Source organism: Chitinophaga sp. YR627, from assembly GCF_900114995.1.
Taxonomy (GTDB): Bacteria; Bacteroidota; Bacteroidia; order Chitinophagales; family Chitinophagaceae; genus Chitinophaga.
The window spans coordinates 246,270-265,773 of record NZ_FOUX01000002.1 but is presented as its reverse complement, the minus strand read 5'-3'; the positions used below and the strand labels follow the sequence as shown (position 1 = coordinate 265,773).

Sequence of the window (19,504 nt, the reverse complement as noted above, 5' to 3'; positions counted from 1 at the left end):
CAAATTCCAAAACTCCATTATATGACAACACCACAAACGGATCAGGCTGTACGCCAGACCAGTGATGATGTGATCGAACATGCGTTCGACCAGGCCACACGCTGGACACGTGATTATGTATTTGATATCCTGAAAGACCTGGGTATCCATTACATTTTCGGGGTACCAGGAACGAATGAAATTCCTATTATTGATGGTACTTCTTATCCCGAAAATGAGGTACGCTATATTGAGTGCCTTCATGAAAACATTGCTATTGGCGCAGCGATGGGATCTGCCCGGATGACTGGTAAACCAGGTGTACTTGTTGTACACGTTACCCCTGGTATTGCGCATAGCATCGGCAACCTGTTCAATGCTTACCGATCCCAGGTGCCACTGGTGATTCTTTGTTGCCAGCAACAGAACGAATTGATCACCCAGGAACCACTGCTGGCATCTAATCTGGTGGACCTTGCCAAACAATACACTAAATGGGCGCATGAAGTACGTACTCCTGAAGAAATTCCATTAGTACTGCAACGTGCCTTTAAAGAAGCGATGGCTCCGCCTAACGGCCCTGTATTCGTATCCATCCCATGGGACTTTACCATGGTGGCCATCGAAGATGAAGATAAGGTTAAGGGAGTGACCCGTATATCTCCACATTTCACCGGAGATGACGCTACTATCAGACAAGCGGCAGATATTCTTTCAGCAGCTAAAAATCCGGTTATAGTTGCCGGTGATGCAGTGGGTTATGCAGATGCCTGGGCAGAATTGCAGGAATTAGCTGAACTGTTAGGGGCACCTGTCGTATTACAAAGTTTTAGTAGTCTGGCTAATTTCCCTAATAATGACTACCATTGGCAGGGCGAATTACCGGGAAGTCAGGCCGGCGTCCAGGGGGTGTTCAAAGACCATGATGTAGCATTCCTGATTGGCTTTGGCGCACAGGCACAGTTGGCCGTATATAAGTATTCCGACGGACCGCTATTCCCTCCTGAACTAAAACAGGTATACCTGACAAACAATACCTGGGATATTGCGAAGAACTATTACGGAGAAGCAGCCATCTTCGGTGATATCAAAGCGACACTACCGATTTTGAATGGTTATATCACGCCACCGGAAGAAGCTGCAGCCAGGAATGAAAAGATGCGGTTATTATCTGTAAAAAGAGCAGCAGACTGGGACGCATATTTGCTGGAAGCGATGGAACAGGACGATATATGGTCTGTTGTTATCGCTAAAGCTTTAAAAGAAGAGATTGAAAAAAGGGAACTGGTAGACAATTTCGTATATGTGCATGAAGCTGTATCCGATGGCGCTCCTTTCCAGTATTATCTGCCATTTAGTACAGATGGCGCTAAACCGGTAAGCTATTACTGTGTAGCCGGAGGTTCATTGGGTTGGTCAATGCCGGCATCGTTAGGCATTAAACTGGAGGATAGATCGTCACAGGGAACAGGTACAAAACTGGTGATAAATGCGGTGGGGGATGGGTCTTCACTATTCTATCCACAGACCTACTGGACGGCAGCACATGAACAACTACCAATCCTGTATATTGTTACAAACAACCAGGAATACCATACCCTGCAACTGGGTTTAAAACAGGTAGTCGATTCATATGGCAGTGCACCTGGCTATGGCTGGAAACCCAAAACAATGGATCCGCCATATCTGCGCCTTGAAAGACCCAAACTCGATTTCGTATCACTGGCGAAAGCATTCGGTGGTGAGAACGGAGAAGTGGTGGAAACACCGGGAGCAGTAAAGGCAGCAATCCAACGAGGCATTGATCATGTACTCAATAATACTACTTCTTATATACTGGATATGAGAATAGCAGGGAATACCCCAACCGCTCCAACCACATCAGATACCATCACGGCTTATTACAGCAAGCAACCGGTATTAGATTATTTCCACCAGGATACGGTAAAAGCAAAACTGTTGTCCGTATCTAAGAATGGACATATACCATCCAACATTCCTTCAATCTTCTAAAACCATTATCACTATGGCAAACGAACAAATCGATATCGCCATCATAGGTGGCGGTGTTTCCGGAGTATATAGCGCCTGGAAACTGAAAAAGCAATTTCCTGATCAGAAGATCGTAGTATTCGAGGGTAGCGATCATATAGGCGGACGTTTACTTTCGGTAAAACCACCGGAAATTCCTTACATGACCGCAGAATTGGGTGGTATGCGTATCCTGGAAAATACCCAGAAACTGATCGTAGACCTGATCGAAACCCTGAACACTGAATTACCAGCTGCAGAAAAGATTACGCTCTATGATTTTCCGGTGGATGAACCTCAGAATCTGGCATATCTGCGTGGTGAATACCTGCGTCTGGTTGACTTTGCAACCAGACCAGACAAGGTACCTTACAATATGTCCTTCCTGGAGGAAGGAAGCGGTCCGGGTACTATCATTGTTAATGCCATTGAACAGATCGTACCAGGTATTACTAACCCTGATCTGACAGAGGATGAGCGTCGTGAAATGGCAAAAGAAGCTACTTTTGATGGATTGCCTTTATACCAATGGGGTTTCTGGAACCTTTTGTACAGGGTGATCAGTAGTGAAGCATATCAGTTCAGTATGGATGCGGGTGGTTATGATTCGACCCTGATCAACTGGAATGCATGCGATGCTATCCCCTGGTATTTATCGGACTTTGGCATCTCTCCCAAATACAAAGGCTTTACCAATGGCTTCCAACAGGTGCCTATTGCGCTGGCAGAATTGTTTGAAAAAGATGGGGGAGACGTACGTCTCGAGCATCGGTTGCTTAATTTTGATTATGCAGCCGATCAGTTCACACTCAATTTCGCTAACGAGCAAACTATCATTGCAGGAAAACTGATCCTTGCTATGCCTCGTCGCGCACTCGATCTGATCATGCCTGATAGTCCTCAGTTAAAGCGTATCCAGCCATTGATCAATAGTGTTACACCAAGACCGCTGTTCAAACTTTTCACCACTTATGCGAATCCATGGTGGAGAATAGCTGGTTATACCAATGCGGAAGGAAAGTTCGTTGCTGTACAGTCAGGCCGTTCCGTAACAGACCTTCCGGTAAGACAAACATACTACTGGCCAAACAGTGATGGTTCACCAGCTGTGAATGGCAGAGCGATGTTGCTGGCGAGCTACGATGATGGTAATAACATCGGCTTCTGGGACGGCTTAAGGCCACAGCGTTCTGCTGCCTGGAGGGCAGGTCTCTCACATTCAAATATCGCTGATCCGTTTGTAGGAGATGATGATAATAAAGCTGGTGCAAAGAACGTCGCACCTGTATTGAAACAATTCAATCAGACCTGGGACGAATACAAGGCGCCTCGTCGTATGGTAGATGAAATATCCCGTCAATTGCAGCAGATGCATGGATTGGATTATACACCGCTGGTGAAGAGTGCTGCTTTCCGCGACTGGGGTGAAGATCCATATGGTGGTGGCTGGAATAGCTGGAATATTGGTATCAAGAGTTGGGAAGTAAGAGACAAGATCACCAATCCGATAGCAGACGTACCATTATATATCTGTGGAGAAGCGTATTCCGATGCACAGGGATGGGTAGAAGGTGCTTTACAGACAGCAGAGATCATGCTGGGCCAATTCCTGGCGCCATCAGCGAACGCTAAACAAACCAATAATGTTAGTCAGCTGCAACCCAGCTGACAACTGATAAGGGTGTATGAAATGAAAACGGCAAGGCAGTTTTTCAACTGCTTTGCCGTTTTCATTGCGTGCTGCTTCTACGATATTATATACCAGTCTCAATGGTACTAACAAACTATTCACTAAACTCTTTTGGTAGTTTGATGTAGAATAATATATGTAATATCAAAAAAGTGAAATTAGGAATCAATAGCAGCAACAGTTCGTCAAACCAGTCTGCCTTAATGATTATTAATATTGACAGGATTGTAAAAGCAACAGGGCCTCCGAAATAACGCACAAGTTTACCTGCTTTGTCTGTGAAATTAATTTGTTTACCTACAGACAGTGCCGGTAACGCAGACAGGAATAAGAATAAGTGCTGGAAAATTTCTGCAACTCCAAAAATAATAAATAGTCCCTGTCCTTGTTCAAAGCCGGGATTTGAAGCGGAATAATAGATAAGAAAGAAAAAGCCTGATAATACAAATGAAAGAAACAAGGTCATTAACAGGTGGCGGAGCAATAATCTGGTCATAGGTATTGATGTGTATATAAACGATGAAGTTTTCTGATAAAATGTTAAGCTGGCCGCAGATCCCCGGGAAGATAACGTTTCCTGCGTACCTCGCCATCTACTATCAGAAAATACATGTTAGTTTCGTCTTTATAATGGTAAAAACGAGATATAATATATCCAGTGCGGAGTATTTTGACATTAGGTTCGATAACAGTCGACACCCGCTGACCGATCTGAAATTCCGGGGAGGATAGGCGAATATACTACGGTAACCCGAAAACTATGACTATGATGACATATTAGTCTCCCAGGTAGTGCGTGACTATTTTACTGATGGTATCCGCTTTATTAAAAACCATAAGGTGTCCTCCACCCTTGATGCGATAGTCAGCATGCACACGCCTGCCGGTTATTACTCTATCAGCTGTGCCGTGTATCTGAATCGTTCTTTCCGGTGCTACGTTATTGTTCCAGTACGCAATACTTCCCAATGCCCAACGAAAAAAAGATGCATCTGTTTGTGCCAGCAGATTCGTTAATGTCTTTTTATCTTTTGGAGACCGGGCGCCAAAGTATTGATAGGTGAGAAAATTAGCCCGTCGTATTAACGGACCGGGAATGATTCGATACATCCCCAGTTTCATGAAGAAAAACTGGAACCTGTTTAATTCATTTCTTGTTTTGACGGACGAGATCAGGACCATCTTATCTACTTTTATCTGCCTGGATATTTCCACGGCAACTATTCCCCCAAAAGAAAGTCCGATGATGTCCGGATTTTCAACAGTGATCTGGCTCTTTATCCTGGTTGCATATTGCGTTATTGATTCCTTAGGCAGGGCGGGAATCCAGTTGATATAAACTTTATGATATCCGGGAAGGTCCAGGTTCATAAATATACTTGAATCTGCTCCCAGGCCACTAAAAAGATAAACCGTTTTTGGTTTTTTGTTTACCGTATCCGGCAGCATTTGAGCACGCGTAACGACGCTGATGAACATACATATCACCCCCAAAATCACTTTCACACTTTGCATCATAGATTTCTTCACTTCCCGACTAATAGACATTTTTAATATAGCAGTTTACGATATTCCCCCAGCCAGAACAAGGTATTTTGCAATACTGTGTTCGTTGTGGTATAAGGTCCTTTCTGCTGCTTAGCTTTACTTCTTGATGAAATTTAAAAGCACCGCCGAAAGGAGATTATCTGTTGTATGCAAGTTTAGTACCAGTTGTCAAAAGGAAGCAAATCTAAGAAAATCTAATCCTGTAAATTAAGGAAACCCCGCAGGCTTGCCAGGCAAGGAGCTGCGGGGTGGTGGGGTGTAACCGCTACGTTACAGCTCTTTCTCCTCAGACATCTTTGTGTCACGGGTATTCTTCTGTACAGCAATGGATGAAAACATGCTCAGGCAAAATGCCATGGCGTAAAAACCTTTCTCACTAAGTGCCATCTGTGCGTTCCAGAGGCCAATCGTCAACAGGATCACTGCCGCAATCGTGGCAAACCAACTGAGGCCGTAATAAAGGTCCGTAACAGGAAGTCCTTCAGTCCTGTCCCTCACGCTTTTCTGTACGGAGACTACGGCAAACAGACCAAATAATAATATAGTTAGATAATAGCCTTTTTCGTTCAATTGCATTGTTGCATTCCATAATCCAATGCAATATCCTACGGTTCCTGTCAATAAGGCGAACCAGGAAGCTCCTATAAATGCGCCGGTCGGCTTAAAAGGGTTTCTCGCCTTTTCGCCCTGCTTTGCGGCGGATGAATTTTCGTCAGTTCTGTGTTGTAGCGGTTCCATATTGATTTGTTTAAGTGGTTAATATGAACCAAATGTCGGTCGTAAATCAGACCTGAAAAAACCAGAATGTGTAAATTACTGACGATATAATTTTATGATTTTGTACCTTTAGCTATATTAATATACCATCTAATATATCCATATGGACTCATTGTCTGAGTTGGTAAATCTGTTAAATAATACTGAAAAAGAGTTATTTAGACAGTTTTTGAAGCGAAAAAACAAAAGATCTGATGTCAAAAACCTACAGTTGTTTGATTTGATAGAAACTGACGATATAAATGGTGTAAATAAGCTTTACGAATCGGAGAAAAATAATGATGCTTACCATGCATTGCGTAAGCGGCTACAGGATAATTTGCTGCTATTCCTATCTCAGAAAACCTTTGAAAATGACCATTCTGAGACCTATGACGCGCTGCGCCTCCTGGTAGTAGGGCGTTTTCTGTTAGAAAATGATGTAATCAGGGTTGCCTTCAAATGTCTGGATAAGGCAGAAAGACTGGCTGAACAGCTGGAGCAGTTCAATTTGTTGAATGAGCTCCTGTTATTGAAGTTACAATATGCCCATCTACCAGGAGCTGAAGACCTCGAAGTGTTAACTACACGCTTCCTGAGAAATCAGGGGTATATGCAACGTGAGGCTAAACTCAATATGGCGTATGCCTTTTTGAGGCAGGAGCTGAAGGAGATACACCTGGAAGGGAAGATCGTTAATCTGACAACCCTTATGATAACAACCATACGGAAATACAAAATTTCCGCCCGGGAACTGATGACCTATAAGTCCATTTATCAGATTCTTTACATCGCTAATGAATATGCTGCGATACAACAGAATTATGGATTGATCGAGCGTTATATTAATCAGACAAATCAATTCATACAAGATCAGGCGCATAAGAAACAGTCCTATCTCTTTTACCATATATCCATTTTATATTTATTGGCGAACTTTCACCTGAGACAAAAGGACTTTGCAAGGAGTGCATCCTATCTTAGGGAAATGATGGATTTAATGATGACGGACAGCCGTTATCGGGGATTGTTTTATTTGCGTCATCAGTTACTTTCTGCACTCAACCTGTTTTTTACGGACTTTGCGGAGGATGCGATTTCGGTATTGCAGGAATCGCTCTCTAACATAAAACATACTTATAAACCGGAGGATATTGAGGACTTGAGAATTTGTCTGACAATGTTTTTAGCCCTTTGCAATGATAAAAGAAGTTTGAAACAGATGGCGTTGCTGACGCGCACTGATGCCTGGTATGAAAAGAAAATGGGGATGTTATGGACGATCCGGAAGAATCTGATGGAAATTTTGGTCCATGCACAGTTTTCTAACACAGAACTTGCTATTTCCCGGCTAAATAGCTTTCGGCGGAGATATAAGAAGTATCTGCAGAAGACTTCGGAAGAGCGGGTGCTATTGTTTCTGAAGCTGGTTGAAAAATACCTGCTAAAGCCTGATGTAGCTTTTGAAGAGGCGTATAAAAAGACGGTTTTTAATCTGCTGAGTAACCCGGAAAATAACGACATATTCACCCTGAGCTTTATTGCCTGGTTGATAGCACGCTGGGAGAAAAAGACGGCTTATAGCGTGGTCCTGACATTGATTCAGCATGAAAATTACACGCAATATGACACATCAGAATAAGCAACGGTAGCTTGTCATATCTGTACCGATTATATTCATGCAGGATCTTTAAATATATCGTTTTGCTATTAATGATTTGCACTCAACAGATCATTAACAATCTATACAGTCCTGATTTTTCTTCTGGCGCACGATGAAGACAGGGAGGTACTTTACTTTCCGGATGATCAACCGCCAATCTCCATAGATTGCCAGTGCCCAGGTTTGTCGTATGTGCATCTGGCCTGGCCTGATAGTGCAGATCGAAGAAATGTTCAGTTAAGAATGACTCAAAGCCTTCATCTGCGCCATTATATAGTTTCCTGAGTTCCTCACGTATTTCAGGAATAAGTACTTTCTGCAGGCCCTGGGAATTTGAGAGTATTTCACTCGGATCGCCATAATAAGTACATAAAAATGTATCGGTTGGGATAGGGGAACGATCTACGTGAAAGGAATAAACATCAGTTGGGAAAAAGGGATAGTCATTATCCCGATCATAATATCTGATCACATTCAGGACGGGCGAAGCGCCATGTGCCTTTAATAACCTGAAGTCATTTAAAAGAATTTCACGTGCGAGTTGCCCTTGTTCACTCAATTGAAGTTCGAGCAATTCTTCCTCTTCGATGGTCGTTATATTTTCGCTTAGTGTTACTTTTTTAACGATCTCAGAAAAATCACCTGTTAGTTCACGTGCCCAGCAAATCGCATTTATTTCTCCGCTAAATGGCGTGGAAACAAGATCCTGGAAGTTTGTAACACAGCGTACCTGATTCTCAGCATGAGATAGATCTATCATGATCGTGAATATAATTTATACAATTCTTTGACTCCGGCACAAATATCATTAAATTATTCCGTCAGCCATTGTACATTTTCCAGAAGCCATATTATTACTATATATTTCGGTGGCATCAATTACGAATGCTAATCGATTCTCTGTTGTATAATCAGCTCCTAAGTTCATCTCCTTCTTATGAGTTTTATCGCGTCAGCTATTTTAACAGGATGGAGATCAGCCATGTTTTTCAGACTTTCTGCAAACACCAGGTCGTCATGCATCGTAAGTTTTGCACATTGGTGGTTTTTATAGGTTCGTGTAGCCGGCCATTGAGGCGTTCGGTATATTGAAGCAGTAATTGCTGATTAACCAAAAAACGTTCACTACCATCAGGCAACAGATAGCGCCCATTACCCAGATCTTGTACCAGTGTTTCAATCCCAATATCTGAAGCCAGCCTGGCAAATAAATAGCCCCCAGGTCTCAGTACCCGCCACATTGAGTGGAGCATATCATGGAAATGATCAGGACTTTGGGCGAAGTGCAATACCGCACTGCTGATCACCAGGTCGAAAGAATGATCGTCAAAAGGCAGGTTTTCGGCAGTAGCAACCACAAAATTCTCCGCAGCATTAGCCTGAGACAGTGTTGCTGACAATTCTCTGACTGCTGATACTGCACTGGGATTAGGGTCAATACCATATACTTCGTAGCTGTTTTTTAGGAAGTAAACCAGGTTGCGCCCGCCTCCGCAGCCTGCATCGAGTATTTTTTTACACTTATCATAGGTCCCTTTAAGCAGTTGATCAAAGAGGTAAATATCTATATTTCCGTAAAGTTCCTGAAGTGCTGATTGCATGAACCAAAGTTGATGGATAAAGCGTTTGATGTTAATTATAGAAGGCTTTTAGGGTCTTAATGGCTGAATTTTCCATTCCACAGGCTGGAAGTCTCTTATCGCAGTGCCAACAGCATTTACACTCATTTCACCAACTTTCAGAGTGATGATATGATTTGAATGATTTACCCAGAATAAGGTTTGAATTATAAGATTTGTTCAGAACTATTATACTGATAAACGCAGCGCTATAATCCTTCCAATAGTAGGTACGATCATTAAAAGTGATGCCAGTAGCATTAACGATCATAGCTTTATTATAGTAAAAATGTTTTATGGCGATTAGTATAGCAACTGCAAAGGCTGGAATAAACAACAGCTTATAATTGCGTTCTGCTATAAACCCAATCGAAAGAATTAAGATCGGGAAAGCGAATACTAATAGTGAAAAAATGCTCTTTTTAATAACAATCGCACCTTCGTTATTTTTCTTCGCCGGATTATAAAAAGCATGCTTCCATGCAGGCTTAATATTAACCGTATGCCGATCGCTTATACCATACTCTCTCAGAATAACCTGTTCAATCAATTTGATAATTACTGCCTGATCCATACTCAAATGTAATAGAATTTCTTAATCAGTATAGATGTGTCCTTAAAGTAATTTCATAGTATCTTTGGTTGAATTTTGCACTACTGTGAAATTTATTTCAAAGACCTAATCCTCTTCACTTACATACATCGCCTCTTTGGATTTTATGTCGGACAGCAGCTCAAATGTGTATGTGAGTGTATACCTTTTTTCAAAAGGCGCCATTGCTATTGTATCTGTTACAGTTTTCTTGCCGCTCGCCAATAAAGGTATCACCATCTTGACTTCCTGGTAGAGATATTTCTCCCTTAATGCAAGATGAACGACAATATTTAGTTTCCTTTGTATTTTCTTCAACTCGGGTGAGAGACGATCCTGGCCATAGGTTTTATTGAATTTTTCCAACAATGCATTTACACTGGTATCTGCTGACACGGCGTCATTATAGTACTTTCTAGTATAAGTTGCTATTTCTTTCAGGCGTTGTTTATCTTTATCAATTGTGCTGTCAATTAATGTCCCCACCGCACTTCTGATTTTAGATTGCTCGTAGATTGAATCTATACGCTTATTCCAGTTGGCGATTTCTTCATTTTTTACTTCTTTGTCATAGAGGATTGTCCTTTCTGATCGTGCGAGCACATAGCTGTTATCGCCATGATAGACTTCCCTGACAACCCAGTTATTGAATTGATCATAAGTATACTCCACCCTGTATATTTCTTTATTACTGGAGATTATCTGAATGGGGTCCTGATACTTATTCCTTACTATCGAATCGGAGTTATAGGCATAAAGCGGTTGTAATAGTCTATCCGCCATTGGAAACGCTTCCGGTTTTATGTGAGTACCGCGATAGTTTATATTGTTCAGCTTTTGTTCATCATATTCAAAGGTGAACTCAGATAACGGGTCCTCTGTTTTAATAGCAATGACACGGTTCTCGTTAAAATCAATCTCTAGTCGTTGATAGGTATTTGCTTTTTTTTCAGTTACATGCCTAATGTTCCCCTTTAAATTCAAAGTAGCGGCATCATATTTTATTTCGGGTGGTGTAGTGCAGGAGCAATAGATCACTAAAAGAACAATTGCTGAGATGAATTTTGGCTTCCTCATTATTCATTGTATTAATCTTGGTAAGGGAACGGTCAGGGATCAAAATAGTAAAAGGGGGTAATATATAAAAATAAATTTCCATATGCTAGACTTATTATGGCATATAAAACAATAACACCGGAGATCATATCTCCGGCGTTAGTCAGGTGCCAGTAGGCTCCCTGACTACATACGTCTGATTACTATGTTGATATTAATTCGACCTTAGTATTCTTTTGGAAGAGGGAAACAATTTTACCACTTCTGCCTGATCACCATTCGCGACTTAAAAGCTTATAATAGCTCAAAATACGAGTTCCAGAGCCTTCTCGTCCCCTTGCTGGATGGCATTAAATAAAAGTAATTCTGCGCGGATATCCTCCATCTGGTTTGAATATATCTGCACAAAATAGATGGATTCTGTCTTTATTGATAATAAATTATTGTAACTGGATCTTTTGATACTATTGTTATTAAAGCTCCGGTGATTGCTTTTTTAGCCACTGACGATTTCCAGGATCTTGAGAGCTGTTGGGATGCGATGATATGGAGGTGTTACTCAATAATAAATTTGTAACCCCTGCCGGGTACATTAATAAATTTAATGGAGTGATCGTCGGTTAATTTCTTACGTAGTTTTGACACCAATACATCAACATTTCTACTGATGACCACCAGACCGTTGTCTTCCCAGATCTCTTTTATCAGTTTTTCCCTTTCTACGACCTGATTGATATTTTCTGCGAATATTTTTAGTGCTTTTGTTTCTTTTTCCGAAAGCGTAATACTTTTATCTTCAGTTTTCAGTATATTATTATCTGCGTAGAATCTAAAGTTTCCTAGTTGCAGGTAATCATTGTTATCGGGGATTGATACTTTCTCCTTTTCTTTCCGGAACTTAGTTTTCACATAAAATCCGATAACACTAAAGGGAATAACTAACGGTAACAGCAAAAAGTAATTAAACGTAGTTTTCCTGAAAAATTCAATTTCAATAGCATAACAACCAACCTCAAGTTTACGCCCCCGGCAGGGTTTTAAGTCGCCTGCCTGGCTATTTATTTCGAATGCAAAGACAGTTTCCTTTGGTTTACAATTCTTTAAACTCACTATATAATTGCTTGCCAGGGCGTTTTTTTGAAATGTTCGTTGCACGACATTGATGAGTGTATCCGAAATAAACCCAAAGTCTTTTTGAAAGAAGATCTGGTATGTATTTTCATTTAATTGCTTAACCGGCAGCACGCGGGACGAGGAATCTTTAGCCGAGAGCAAAAGTTGATGTCCTATATCACGTAACACAACTTCTAAATGCTTCTGAGGAATTTCATCTTTTTTATTGATAGAGGCAACAACAGAGATTAAAATAAAAACTATGACGATGGAAGATCCGAATAGAATAAATGGCTTCATACGTGCAAAATACACCTTTAACGCCCTGTTTTAGCTGGTTTTACAAATGTTTTACCCATCTTTTACAACTTTTTACTACTAAAAAGCTTTCAGGTAGTTGCGGCCAGATAGCTTTGCACTATTGTTTCACCAAATCATTTCCAGTCATGAAGATCATCTATAATTTTGCTATCCTGCTCTTTTTTCAATTCCTTTTTTCCTGTAATCTGGCGCCTAAAATTCCACAGCTATCCCTTATCGCGGATAATCCCCTAAATAAAAAGACAGATCCGACCAGAACTGTAAAGATCGTTTTTAAGTCTACAGATGGCGGAGAAACCTGGCAGGATATCAGCAATGGATTGCCCGGAAATTTGCGGGAAGATGGTATCCGGGGGAATAGCGTCTTTGCAAATGATAAGGGGCTGTTTTTAAAGGTTGGAAGCGGGCTCTATCACAGTTCACCAAATGCTACAGCTCCTTTTTGGACCAAAGAGATTCTATCTGACCAACATAGCAGCATTGTCCCTGGTAGGTCCGGGATATTTGGCTACAATTACTGGGGTATAAACTTGAAAACAACAAACGGAACGAGTGTATGGTCACCGATATTCCAAAATTTTCAGGAGCCACGAATACGCAGCGTTTTTGAGACAGCCGGCGGTGCAATCTTCGTCGGCATCGACAGGGGCTTTTTTAAAACTACTGACAATGGAGTAACCTGGAAACATGTCCATGCCGGAAGCCTGGTAGGCAATCTGGCAGAGTCGAATGGCGTACTGTTGGCGATCAGTATGGGAAGAATAATAAGATCGACCGATAATGGCGAAAGCTGGGAGGTGGTGAACAGTGGGAGTGGTGTGGCTTGGGACGTAAAACAGATCAAAGGAGGATTCGCTGCTATCACTGCTAATTCAGCGTCAAGTACCAGAGGGCTAAGTACATCGTACGACGGCGGTAAAACCTGGCAGCCTATTGATGGAGCCCTTCAGGACAAAGCTCTTGCTGATTCAATATGGCGGACCTGGAATGATCGCCCTCGTCTGCAAGCCTCCATGAGTTCAATTATCCAGGTTGGTGAAAACCTCTTTTGTACTTATCCTGACGGCATTTTCAGATCATCAGACAAGGGGAAGACATGGAAATTAGTACTTCCTTCTGTAGGAGATAAGGCCTTCAATTTGTTTGTTTCAGGCAACGTGGTCTATGCAATACCCAGCAAAGGGGGATGTTGAAAACTCAGATTAATATTCATGGATTTCATGTCTGCCCGGGGGCTTCAAAAAGGAAAATGAATTTAAATTAAAATGGCCTCAGGTTATTGAACCAGAGGCCATTTTACTTAAAAGGAGTTTTTCCGGAAATTTTTCTATTTGTAAGAGAACACTTTTGGCGTCCTTTCATAGAGGTAATCTGAATTTGACGAAGTCCATACTTCTCTGAATCAGGTCAGTTGATTTTGCGTATTGTATACATACTCACAAGTGGAGATATGCGTTCCTGACTGAAAAGTAGCGATCATATTTTTGTTGAACAGCGTCTCAAAAGAATGCAGAAAGTATAGGCTTGGCCCTTTGAACATGACGATTATACCCAATGGGTTGAAGCGGTTAGGAGCATCCGTGTAAGTATAAGTTGTAGTCCCGTCTAAATCACCGTTAGCATAGTGGGTGACCATCTTTACGATATTTCCATTTTCCATTTCATAAGTATAATACCGCCATAAGGAGTAATCGTTGCCTGCTGTATACCAGTTACATCTTACCAATACCCCGTTCTGATATTCAAATGTGTATTGATTACCAATCCATTGCTTTGCATCGATCTCTGTAAGCAGACTATCCGCATTGTATTTGAAGGTAACGGTAATGGAGGCGCCACTTGGGTAGTCGTAAGTCAGCGTACTTAGCTTACTGTTACTACCATATGCGGCTTTCATAACAACCTGGGGGATACTGTCAACCATACTTTTTATTCGCCCCAGAGAGTCGTAGCTGAATAAATAAATAGCATCAGTCCCAGCCTCGCTGCCCGCGTCTATTCTTGTAAACAGGTGTGTAACTTCCTCTGCAGGTGGATTGGTTGTTGTATCATCCTTGGAACAGGAAAAGATCGCCATACAGGCTAATAAACATGCAAACAGTCGAATATTCATTTTTGTTATTTAAGAGTATCGTATTTAGGTATACTTTTTAAGGGATAGGGATTTTCATCAGCTCATTACCATATATACCCGGAAGCTTCGTTCCTATGGCATGCTGAATGTGTTTACGAACCATCACCTGCTGCGTTATAAAAGGCATTTCAGGAATCGAACCAGTTTATAGGCTGAATAAGAGGTAGTTACAATAAGAAGGAGATATGATTCAAAAAGAGACCCGCTCTTAGAGCGGGTCTCTTTTTTTTAAGTGCCCGGTAGCGAATCATTCTCGAACCAATTGATGTTGATTTTAAGCAAGTTGAATTGATTTTTTACATGCGTCATGAGGTCAATTGTCGGAATAGATGTTCGCTTTTAACATTCTGTTAACCTGAAAGTTGGGAATGTAGGCCGTATATGTTCATCAGGCTAATATATTAAGAGGACTTTTTCTCAACTTGGATAAAACCTTCTTAGTTTTCGTGATTCTATATTAGAAAACCGCGGTATTTACCGGCGGTTTCAGTAATGCATATAAGCGCAACTTGATGATATGTCAATTACCCGGTGACCTTTAAAGATTCTATGAGTTCGTTCCTAAATTCCAAATGGAACCTTAATACTATTGGACTTCCTGGGAAAGTGCCAGACACTTTTGATGTCAGCACTCCTTTTGATCCGGACTGCTCATAATTTAGAGGCTCCATTGAAGATTGATAAATCTCATTTGCATGTTCGATCCATTGGCGAATTTCTTCCTTACCATTATGAATTCTGCCTTCGTCATGCACAACGGCCGTTACAGTGAAGCAGTCGGTATAAGCCTTGCTATCATAATTGTTTTGTGTCTCTATAAAACGCCCTACTACTTTTGGTAATTCCATGATGATGTGATTTATGTTTTTAGATCGTTGGTATTGTTCCTCCGTCAATGACAAAATTTGTTCCTGTTAGGTATTTAGCTCTTGGTGAAACTAAAAAGCCAACCAATTCTGCGATTTCTTCCGGTTCGGCGGGCCTGCCGTAGGGTATTCCACCCAATGCATCCATGACACCTTGCTGAGCTTCTTCGACAGTACTATTGGCATTTCTTGCAATCTCGCCCAACCACGCTATGGTTGCTGTTGTATTTATCCATCCCGGTGAAACAGTTAGCACGCGGACACCTTTAGGCGTAACTTCATTTGATAAACTTTTACTGTAATTGATTAATCCTGCTTTTGAAGCTGCGTACGGCAAGGTAGAGTCATATAGCGGCAATTTGCCCTGGATGGAAGCGATGTGTATAATTACACCACTTCCCCGATCGATCATTTGCGGTAAAAACCCCCTGTCAAGCCTGACAGGAGCAAGTAAATTTGCTTGTAAGGTTGATATCCAATCCTCATCATTCAATGCTGAAAAACCACCGGCGGGTGTTGATGAACCACCAAGGTTGTTTACCAGGATATCCAGCCTGCCATAGGTTGACAGCACTTCGCTGATTACTTTTTGCGTCTCTTCTGCCTTGCTTAGGTCAGCGGGAACGAAATAAAGGTCTGCATCTGACTGTTCAGGTTTGTTCCTCGCGGTAATGACTACTGTTGCACCAGCAGCCTTTAAGCGTTCTGCGATTGCTCTACCAGCCCCCTTGGTTCCACCTGTTACTAAGGCTATCTTACCGGATAATTCATTGCTGTAGTTGAATTGCTGTTCCATGTGTTTTTTGTTTGTAGCGCAAATCTCGATAGTATGAGAGAAGCAAACAATTACGGACTTACGAATCAGATACGGACAAATTTATCCGTATTGACCGTTCATGGGGTGTTTGGTATATTTGTAGTTATGTACATTAAAAAGACTACTCCGACGCTCAATTGTGGACTTGACCTGGTTGGTGAAGTATTGTATGGAAAATGGAAGATCCGTATTCTTTGGTTCATACATATAGGCAACTTACGGCCAAGTGAACTTCAGCGGAAAATTCCGGATGTCACCAGACGGGTGTTGAATGTGCAACTGAAGGAACTTGAAGATCACGAATTGGTCACTAAAAAGATCTTTCCGGTTTTGCCTCCAAAAGTAGAATACAGTCTTACGGAATTTGGGAAAACACTCATTCCTTTGATTCAATCCATTGGTCTTTGGGGCGACGAACATGAGGAGCGGCTACGCAGGGTCATTTTGCAGCACAATGCAGGGGCATCGGAAGAGGTGGGAAATGTTATTTAAGAAAATGCTTTAATCCGAGCGGCGTAAATGAAGTTTTAAAGTATTATTTGTAATTGTCCATAGACTTTAGATATTTGTTAAGATAACGTTACAGCGGATGACCATAGTTATTCGCCAGGCAAAGGGAAAAAAGAGGGGGTTGTATCATTAAGTCCGGTGTTACTTGTAATGCTGAGGGAATATGCCCTGGAATATAAACCCTATAAAACAGAGTACCTTTTTGAAGGTAATATAAAAGGAATGCCTTACAGTACCCGTAATTTTCAGGAAGTACTTCAAGCAGCCCAAAGCAAAGCCGCGACCATTAAGCCTGGAAGTATTCACAGCCTACGCCATAGTTTTGCTACCCCATTTAATAAATAAAGGTACCGATGTGACGATGATACAAAGGTTACTGGGGCATAATGATCTGAAAACTACGCTTCGCTATTTACATATGAGTAATAAAGACTTACTAAAAATAAAAAGTCCACTGGACGATTTAAAACTAACCCAAGTTGTACCTGCGCTACCCGGTGATAATCGCGTTTTTTGGGTTAAACAGCTCAAAATTATAAATTGCAAGTATTGTTTCCCGCTAAAAGTAGCGTATAATAGCGGAAATATAACGTTAGCGGTAATTTATGACCGACCTTTCAAACACATTGGACGACATTAGAGATATTTTCTCAATTCTGCATGATGGGACTACTTCAACGTGGACAGGTGACAAGAATTTACTGACACTTGAAGTTGACTGCGAATATTTGGCTGAGCGAATAGATAAATCCTACGAACGTTTTACATTGAATGTGGACAGATCGACAAAATTGAATTTCATCCTTGGATGAACCCAATTACACTTCCGCAAATTTTATTGACGGAGATTGAAGACATTTTCAAAGCAAGTTTAGAAATATTATCTGCTGACATTGAAAACGAATTTGTCAAAATTACTTGCAACCAACACAACACAGACTTTGACTATTGTGGTGGGACACTTTTATTAAATTGCAAGACTATAAAGATATTTGACCAAGGCAATTGCCAACTTACCCTTGCCGAGTTTGGTGACATTTGCAAAGGATATTGGGACGACTTTAGCAACAAAATAGAACAAAGCATAATAGACAAAAAATAGGCGAACTGTGAGAATAACAACTACCGCTAACATTGTTTTTTATGCAAGTTGAGCATGATCAGCAAACATCAGCCAATTCCAAATTTAGGCTGTGGTTAGTGGCTTTTATTATAAACGCTATAGTTTCAGCATTACGCTCCGATATCTCCGCGTAAGGAATCGAACCTATAAAGTGATAAGCAGGACCAGAAAGGATCTTGACCACCTCAAAAAGCAAAAGGTCGGAGACATCTCCGACCTTTCCGCTTTTGTGCCCAGTAGGGGTAGATTCTCGAACCAACTCGTCTTGATCATCAGTAAACTAAAAAAGGAATTATCTGTTAGAGTAACTACAGTCTATTAGTTATGTTCTATTGGGGTAGGCTTTTGGGACTATATGTTTTGAACTTCTTAGCCGCGAAAGAAGTAAATCATATATTTCGATCGCATTTCATTGGCGTGTACTATCTAAATAAGCTATCTTTTTTATATATCTAAATACATATGAGACAAGCTTACATAGACAATATCGAGCGGATACAAAAAGCTAGAATACTTGATCAGGGAGAAAAGCCATATGACTATAGCTATGACCATCGTGTAGATGCTTATGATGATTTTTTTGAGAGTGCTGATTTTTGGCTGCAAAAACAGGCGCTTGCTCAAGGATTTCCTCCTTGCTTCATTTATTTTCGCTCCGATGATGATGTTAATGCCTTTGCCGTGTCAAAGCCTGGTTTTAAAAGAATTGCATTTACTCATGGCATGATAGAATTGATCTATGATTATTATAGACAACAAGAAGACCTATTGAATAGTGCTGAGTTTAGTGATGTACATCAGGCTTTAGCCCAATTCGGAAACCCGTATTGGTATACTTTTTTTCAATTATGGCAAATGTTTGTTATCTACCACGAATACGGCCATCTTGTGCAAAAAGGGAAAAACGCCGAAATAAATTACCGCGAATATAATAGCGGCAATGTCGACAATATTTTAGAAAGCCATGCGCTCGAATTGGACGCAGATTTCCTAGCTGCCTCCGAACTTGCTAGGAATATTATGTCAGCTGCATGTGATCAAAATGGTCTTCTAGCAATTGATGAAACGGAATTAAGCACACTGTGCAGTGTGGCATTGGCGTCTACATTCATTTTCTTCATGAAAGTCGCTGGTCAACATCCAAGTGTCTACTTTATGGATAAGGAACATCCTCATCCATATGTTCGGTTAATGTGGGTAACTAATATTCTTATAGATACAATTATTAAATCAATTTCTGGAATTAAGTTAGATCCCAAAACATGTACTCTAAAAGCGTTGGAAATCGCAGATCGGATAATGGATGGTGATTATAAAAACCCTTCGCAAACATTTAGTCAAGAAATGACTATCCACTATCCCGATTTACTCAATCACTTAACAACAATCGTTCAGAAGATGGAGAGTATGAGTACTCTCTGCTATAATCTCCATCCGGACCAACTGCCTGTATAGTCAGCGTGTCACTTTTGTTTATTATGGAGAAGTAGCCTACCGTACGCTTGCCGTATACCTCGATGGCCTGCCTAAGTAAAAATACAGATACTGGCATCATTTCTCTTGAATAGGCTTCTTTGGTATCCACCGCTCCTATTTGCAACATTGCTTCGGCTATTTCAAATACTAAATAAAAGAGAAGGAGTGTTTGCTCCATCTCGTTAGTCAATCAATGACGAGAAATCAATC

18 protein-coding genes and 1 pseudogene are annotated in these 19,504 nt (G+C 41.1%); 8 read left to right on the top strand and 11 right to left on the bottom strand.

Annotated elements, in window-relative coordinates:
- The first annotated feature begins 21 nt into the window (after positions 1–21).
- Positions 22–1,992 carry a thiamine pyrophosphate-binding protein gene (locus BMZ72_RS09815; protein ID WP_089807738.1) on the top strand — a complete coding sequence of 657 codons (1,971 nt, stop codon included), beginning with the start codon at positions 22–24 and terminating at the stop codon, positions 1,990–1,992.
- Positions 1,993–2,005: 13 nt separating this feature from the next.
- Positions 2,006–3,679 carry a flavin monoamine oxidase family protein gene (locus BMZ72_RS09810; RefSeq protein WP_089807737.1) on the top strand — a complete coding sequence of 558 codons (1,674 nt, stop codon included), beginning with the start codon at positions 2,006–2,008 and terminating at the stop codon, positions 3,677–3,679.
- Positions 3,680–3,794: 115 nt separating this feature from the next.
- Here BMZ72_RS09810 and BMZ72_RS09805 read toward each other — a convergent pair whose 3' ends face one another.
- The 3 genes from BMZ72_RS09805 to yiaA all read right to left on the bottom strand — a co-directional run bounded on the left by BMZ72_RS09805 (position 3,795) and on the right by yiaA (position 5,986).
- Complete coding sequence (locus tag BMZ72_RS09805; protein WP_089807735.1) at positions 3,795–4,166, bottom strand: hypothetical protein; 372 nt, start codon at positions 4,164–4,166, stop codon at positions 3,795–3,797.
- A gap of 311 nt (positions 4,167–4,477) precedes the next feature.
- Positions 4,478–5,248 (bottom strand): alpha/beta hydrolase, encoded by a 771-nt coding sequence (locus BMZ72_RS09795; RefSeq protein WP_089807732.1) that lies wholly within the window; start codon positions 5,246–5,248, stop codon positions 4,478–4,480.
- 270 nt (positions 5,249–5,518) lie between these two features.
- Positions 5,519–5,986: an inner membrane protein YiaA gene (gene yiaA / locus BMZ72_RS09790; RefSeq protein WP_089807730.1), complete on the bottom strand. Its 468-nt coding sequence runs from the start codon at positions 5,984–5,986 to the stop codon at positions 5,519–5,521.
- Between the two features lie 259 nt (positions 5,987–6,245).
- Here yiaA and BMZ72_RS09785 point away from each other — a divergent pair, with 259 nt between their 5' ends.
- Positions 6,246–7,646, top strand: coding sequence for a hypothetical protein (locus BMZ72_RS09785; protein ID WP_255373160.1), 1,401 nt, complete (start codon positions 6,246–6,248; stop codon positions 7,644–7,646).
- An 82-nt stretch (positions 7,647–7,728) separates the two neighbouring features.
- Here BMZ72_RS09785 and BMZ72_RS09780 read toward each other — a convergent pair whose 3' ends face one another.
- The 5 genes from BMZ72_RS09780 to BMZ72_RS09760 form a co-directional block, all read right to left on the bottom strand.
- A complete protein-coding gene (locus BMZ72_RS09780) occupies positions 7,729–8,427 on the bottom strand; it encodes a hypothetical protein (protein WP_089807726.1) in 699 nt (232 codons plus the stop codon).
- Positions 8,428–8,656: 229 nt separating this feature from the next.
- The gene (locus tag BMZ72_RS09775) at positions 8,657–9,268 is read right to left on the bottom strand and encodes a class I SAM-dependent methyltransferase (protein WP_089807724.1); all 612 of its coding nucleotides are present in this window, start codon (positions 9,266–9,268) and stop codon (positions 8,657–8,659) included.
- 127 nt (positions 9,269–9,395) lie between these two features.
- Positions 9,396–9,860 carry a hypothetical protein gene (locus BMZ72_RS09770; RefSeq protein WP_089807722.1) on the bottom strand — a complete coding sequence of 155 codons (465 nt, stop codon included), beginning with the start codon at positions 9,858–9,860 and terminating at the stop codon, positions 9,396–9,398.
- A gap of 105 nt (positions 9,861–9,965) precedes the next feature.
- Positions 9,966–10,955 (bottom strand): hypothetical protein, encoded by a 990-nt coding sequence (locus tag BMZ72_RS09765; protein WP_089807720.1) that lies wholly within the window; start codon positions 10,953–10,955, stop codon positions 9,966–9,968.
- 534 nt (positions 10,956–11,489) lie between these two features.
- Entirely contained in the window at positions 11,490–12,347 is an 858-nt protein-coding gene (locus tag BMZ72_RS09760) for a helix-turn-helix domain-containing protein (RefSeq protein WP_089807718.1), read from the bottom strand.
- A gap of 146 nt (positions 12,348–12,493) precedes the next feature.
- Here BMZ72_RS09760 and BMZ72_RS09755 point away from each other — a divergent pair, with 146 nt between their 5' ends.
- Complete coding sequence (locus tag BMZ72_RS09755) at positions 12,494–13,561, top strand: WD40/YVTN/BNR-like repeat-containing protein (RefSeq protein ID WP_089809760.1); 1,068 nt, start codon at positions 12,494–12,496, stop codon at positions 13,559–13,561.
- A 209-nt stretch (positions 13,562–13,770) separates the two neighbouring features.
- Here BMZ72_RS09755 and BMZ72_RS09750 read toward each other — a convergent pair whose 3' ends face one another.
- The 3 genes from BMZ72_RS09750 to BMZ72_RS09740 all read right to left on the bottom strand — a co-directional run bounded on the left by BMZ72_RS09750 (position 13,771) and on the right by BMZ72_RS09740 (position 16,164).
- Positions 13,771–14,481, bottom strand: coding sequence for a hypothetical protein (locus BMZ72_RS09750; protein WP_143087657.1), 711 nt, complete (start codon positions 14,479–14,481; stop codon positions 13,771–13,773).
- Positions 14,482–15,026: 545 nt separating this feature from the next.
- Positions 15,027–15,350, bottom strand: a complete 324-nt coding sequence (locus BMZ72_RS09745; RefSeq protein WP_089807714.1) for a nuclear transport factor 2 family protein — start codon at positions 15,348–15,350, stop codon at positions 15,027–15,029.
- Positions 15,351–15,369: 19 nt separating this feature from the next.
- Complete coding sequence (locus tag BMZ72_RS09740; protein WP_089807712.1) at positions 15,370–16,164, bottom strand: SDR family oxidoreductase; 795 nt, start codon at positions 16,162–16,164, stop codon at positions 15,370–15,372.
- A 33-nt stretch (positions 16,165–16,197) separates the two neighbouring features.
- Between BMZ72_RS09740 and BMZ72_RS09735 the strand changes: the two genes are divergently transcribed.
- The 4 genes and pseudogenes from BMZ72_RS09735 (at position 16,198) to BMZ72_RS09715 (ending at position 19,273) form a co-directional block, all read left to right on the top strand.
- Positions 16,198–16,677, top strand: a complete 480-nt coding sequence (locus BMZ72_RS09735; RefSeq protein ID WP_255373159.1) for a winged helix-turn-helix transcriptional regulator — start codon at positions 16,198–16,200, stop codon at positions 16,675–16,677.
- Positions 16,678–16,803: 126 nt separating this feature from the next.
- A pseudogene (locus BMZ72_RS37175) lies at positions 16,804–17,040 on the top strand (integrase); the annotation flags it as partial.
- 463 nt (positions 17,041–17,503) lie between these two features.
- Positions 17,504–17,797 carry a hypothetical protein gene (locus tag BMZ72_RS09720; protein WP_089807706.1) on the top strand — a complete coding sequence of 98 codons (294 nt, stop codon included), beginning with the start codon at positions 17,504–17,506 and terminating at the stop codon, positions 17,795–17,797.
- A gap of 483 nt (positions 17,798–18,280) precedes the next feature.
- Complete coding sequence (locus BMZ72_RS09715) at positions 18,281–19,273, top strand: hypothetical protein (RefSeq protein ID WP_089807704.1); 993 nt, start codon at positions 18,281–18,283, stop codon at positions 19,271–19,273.
- Positions 19,274–19,504 lie beyond the last annotated feature (231 nt).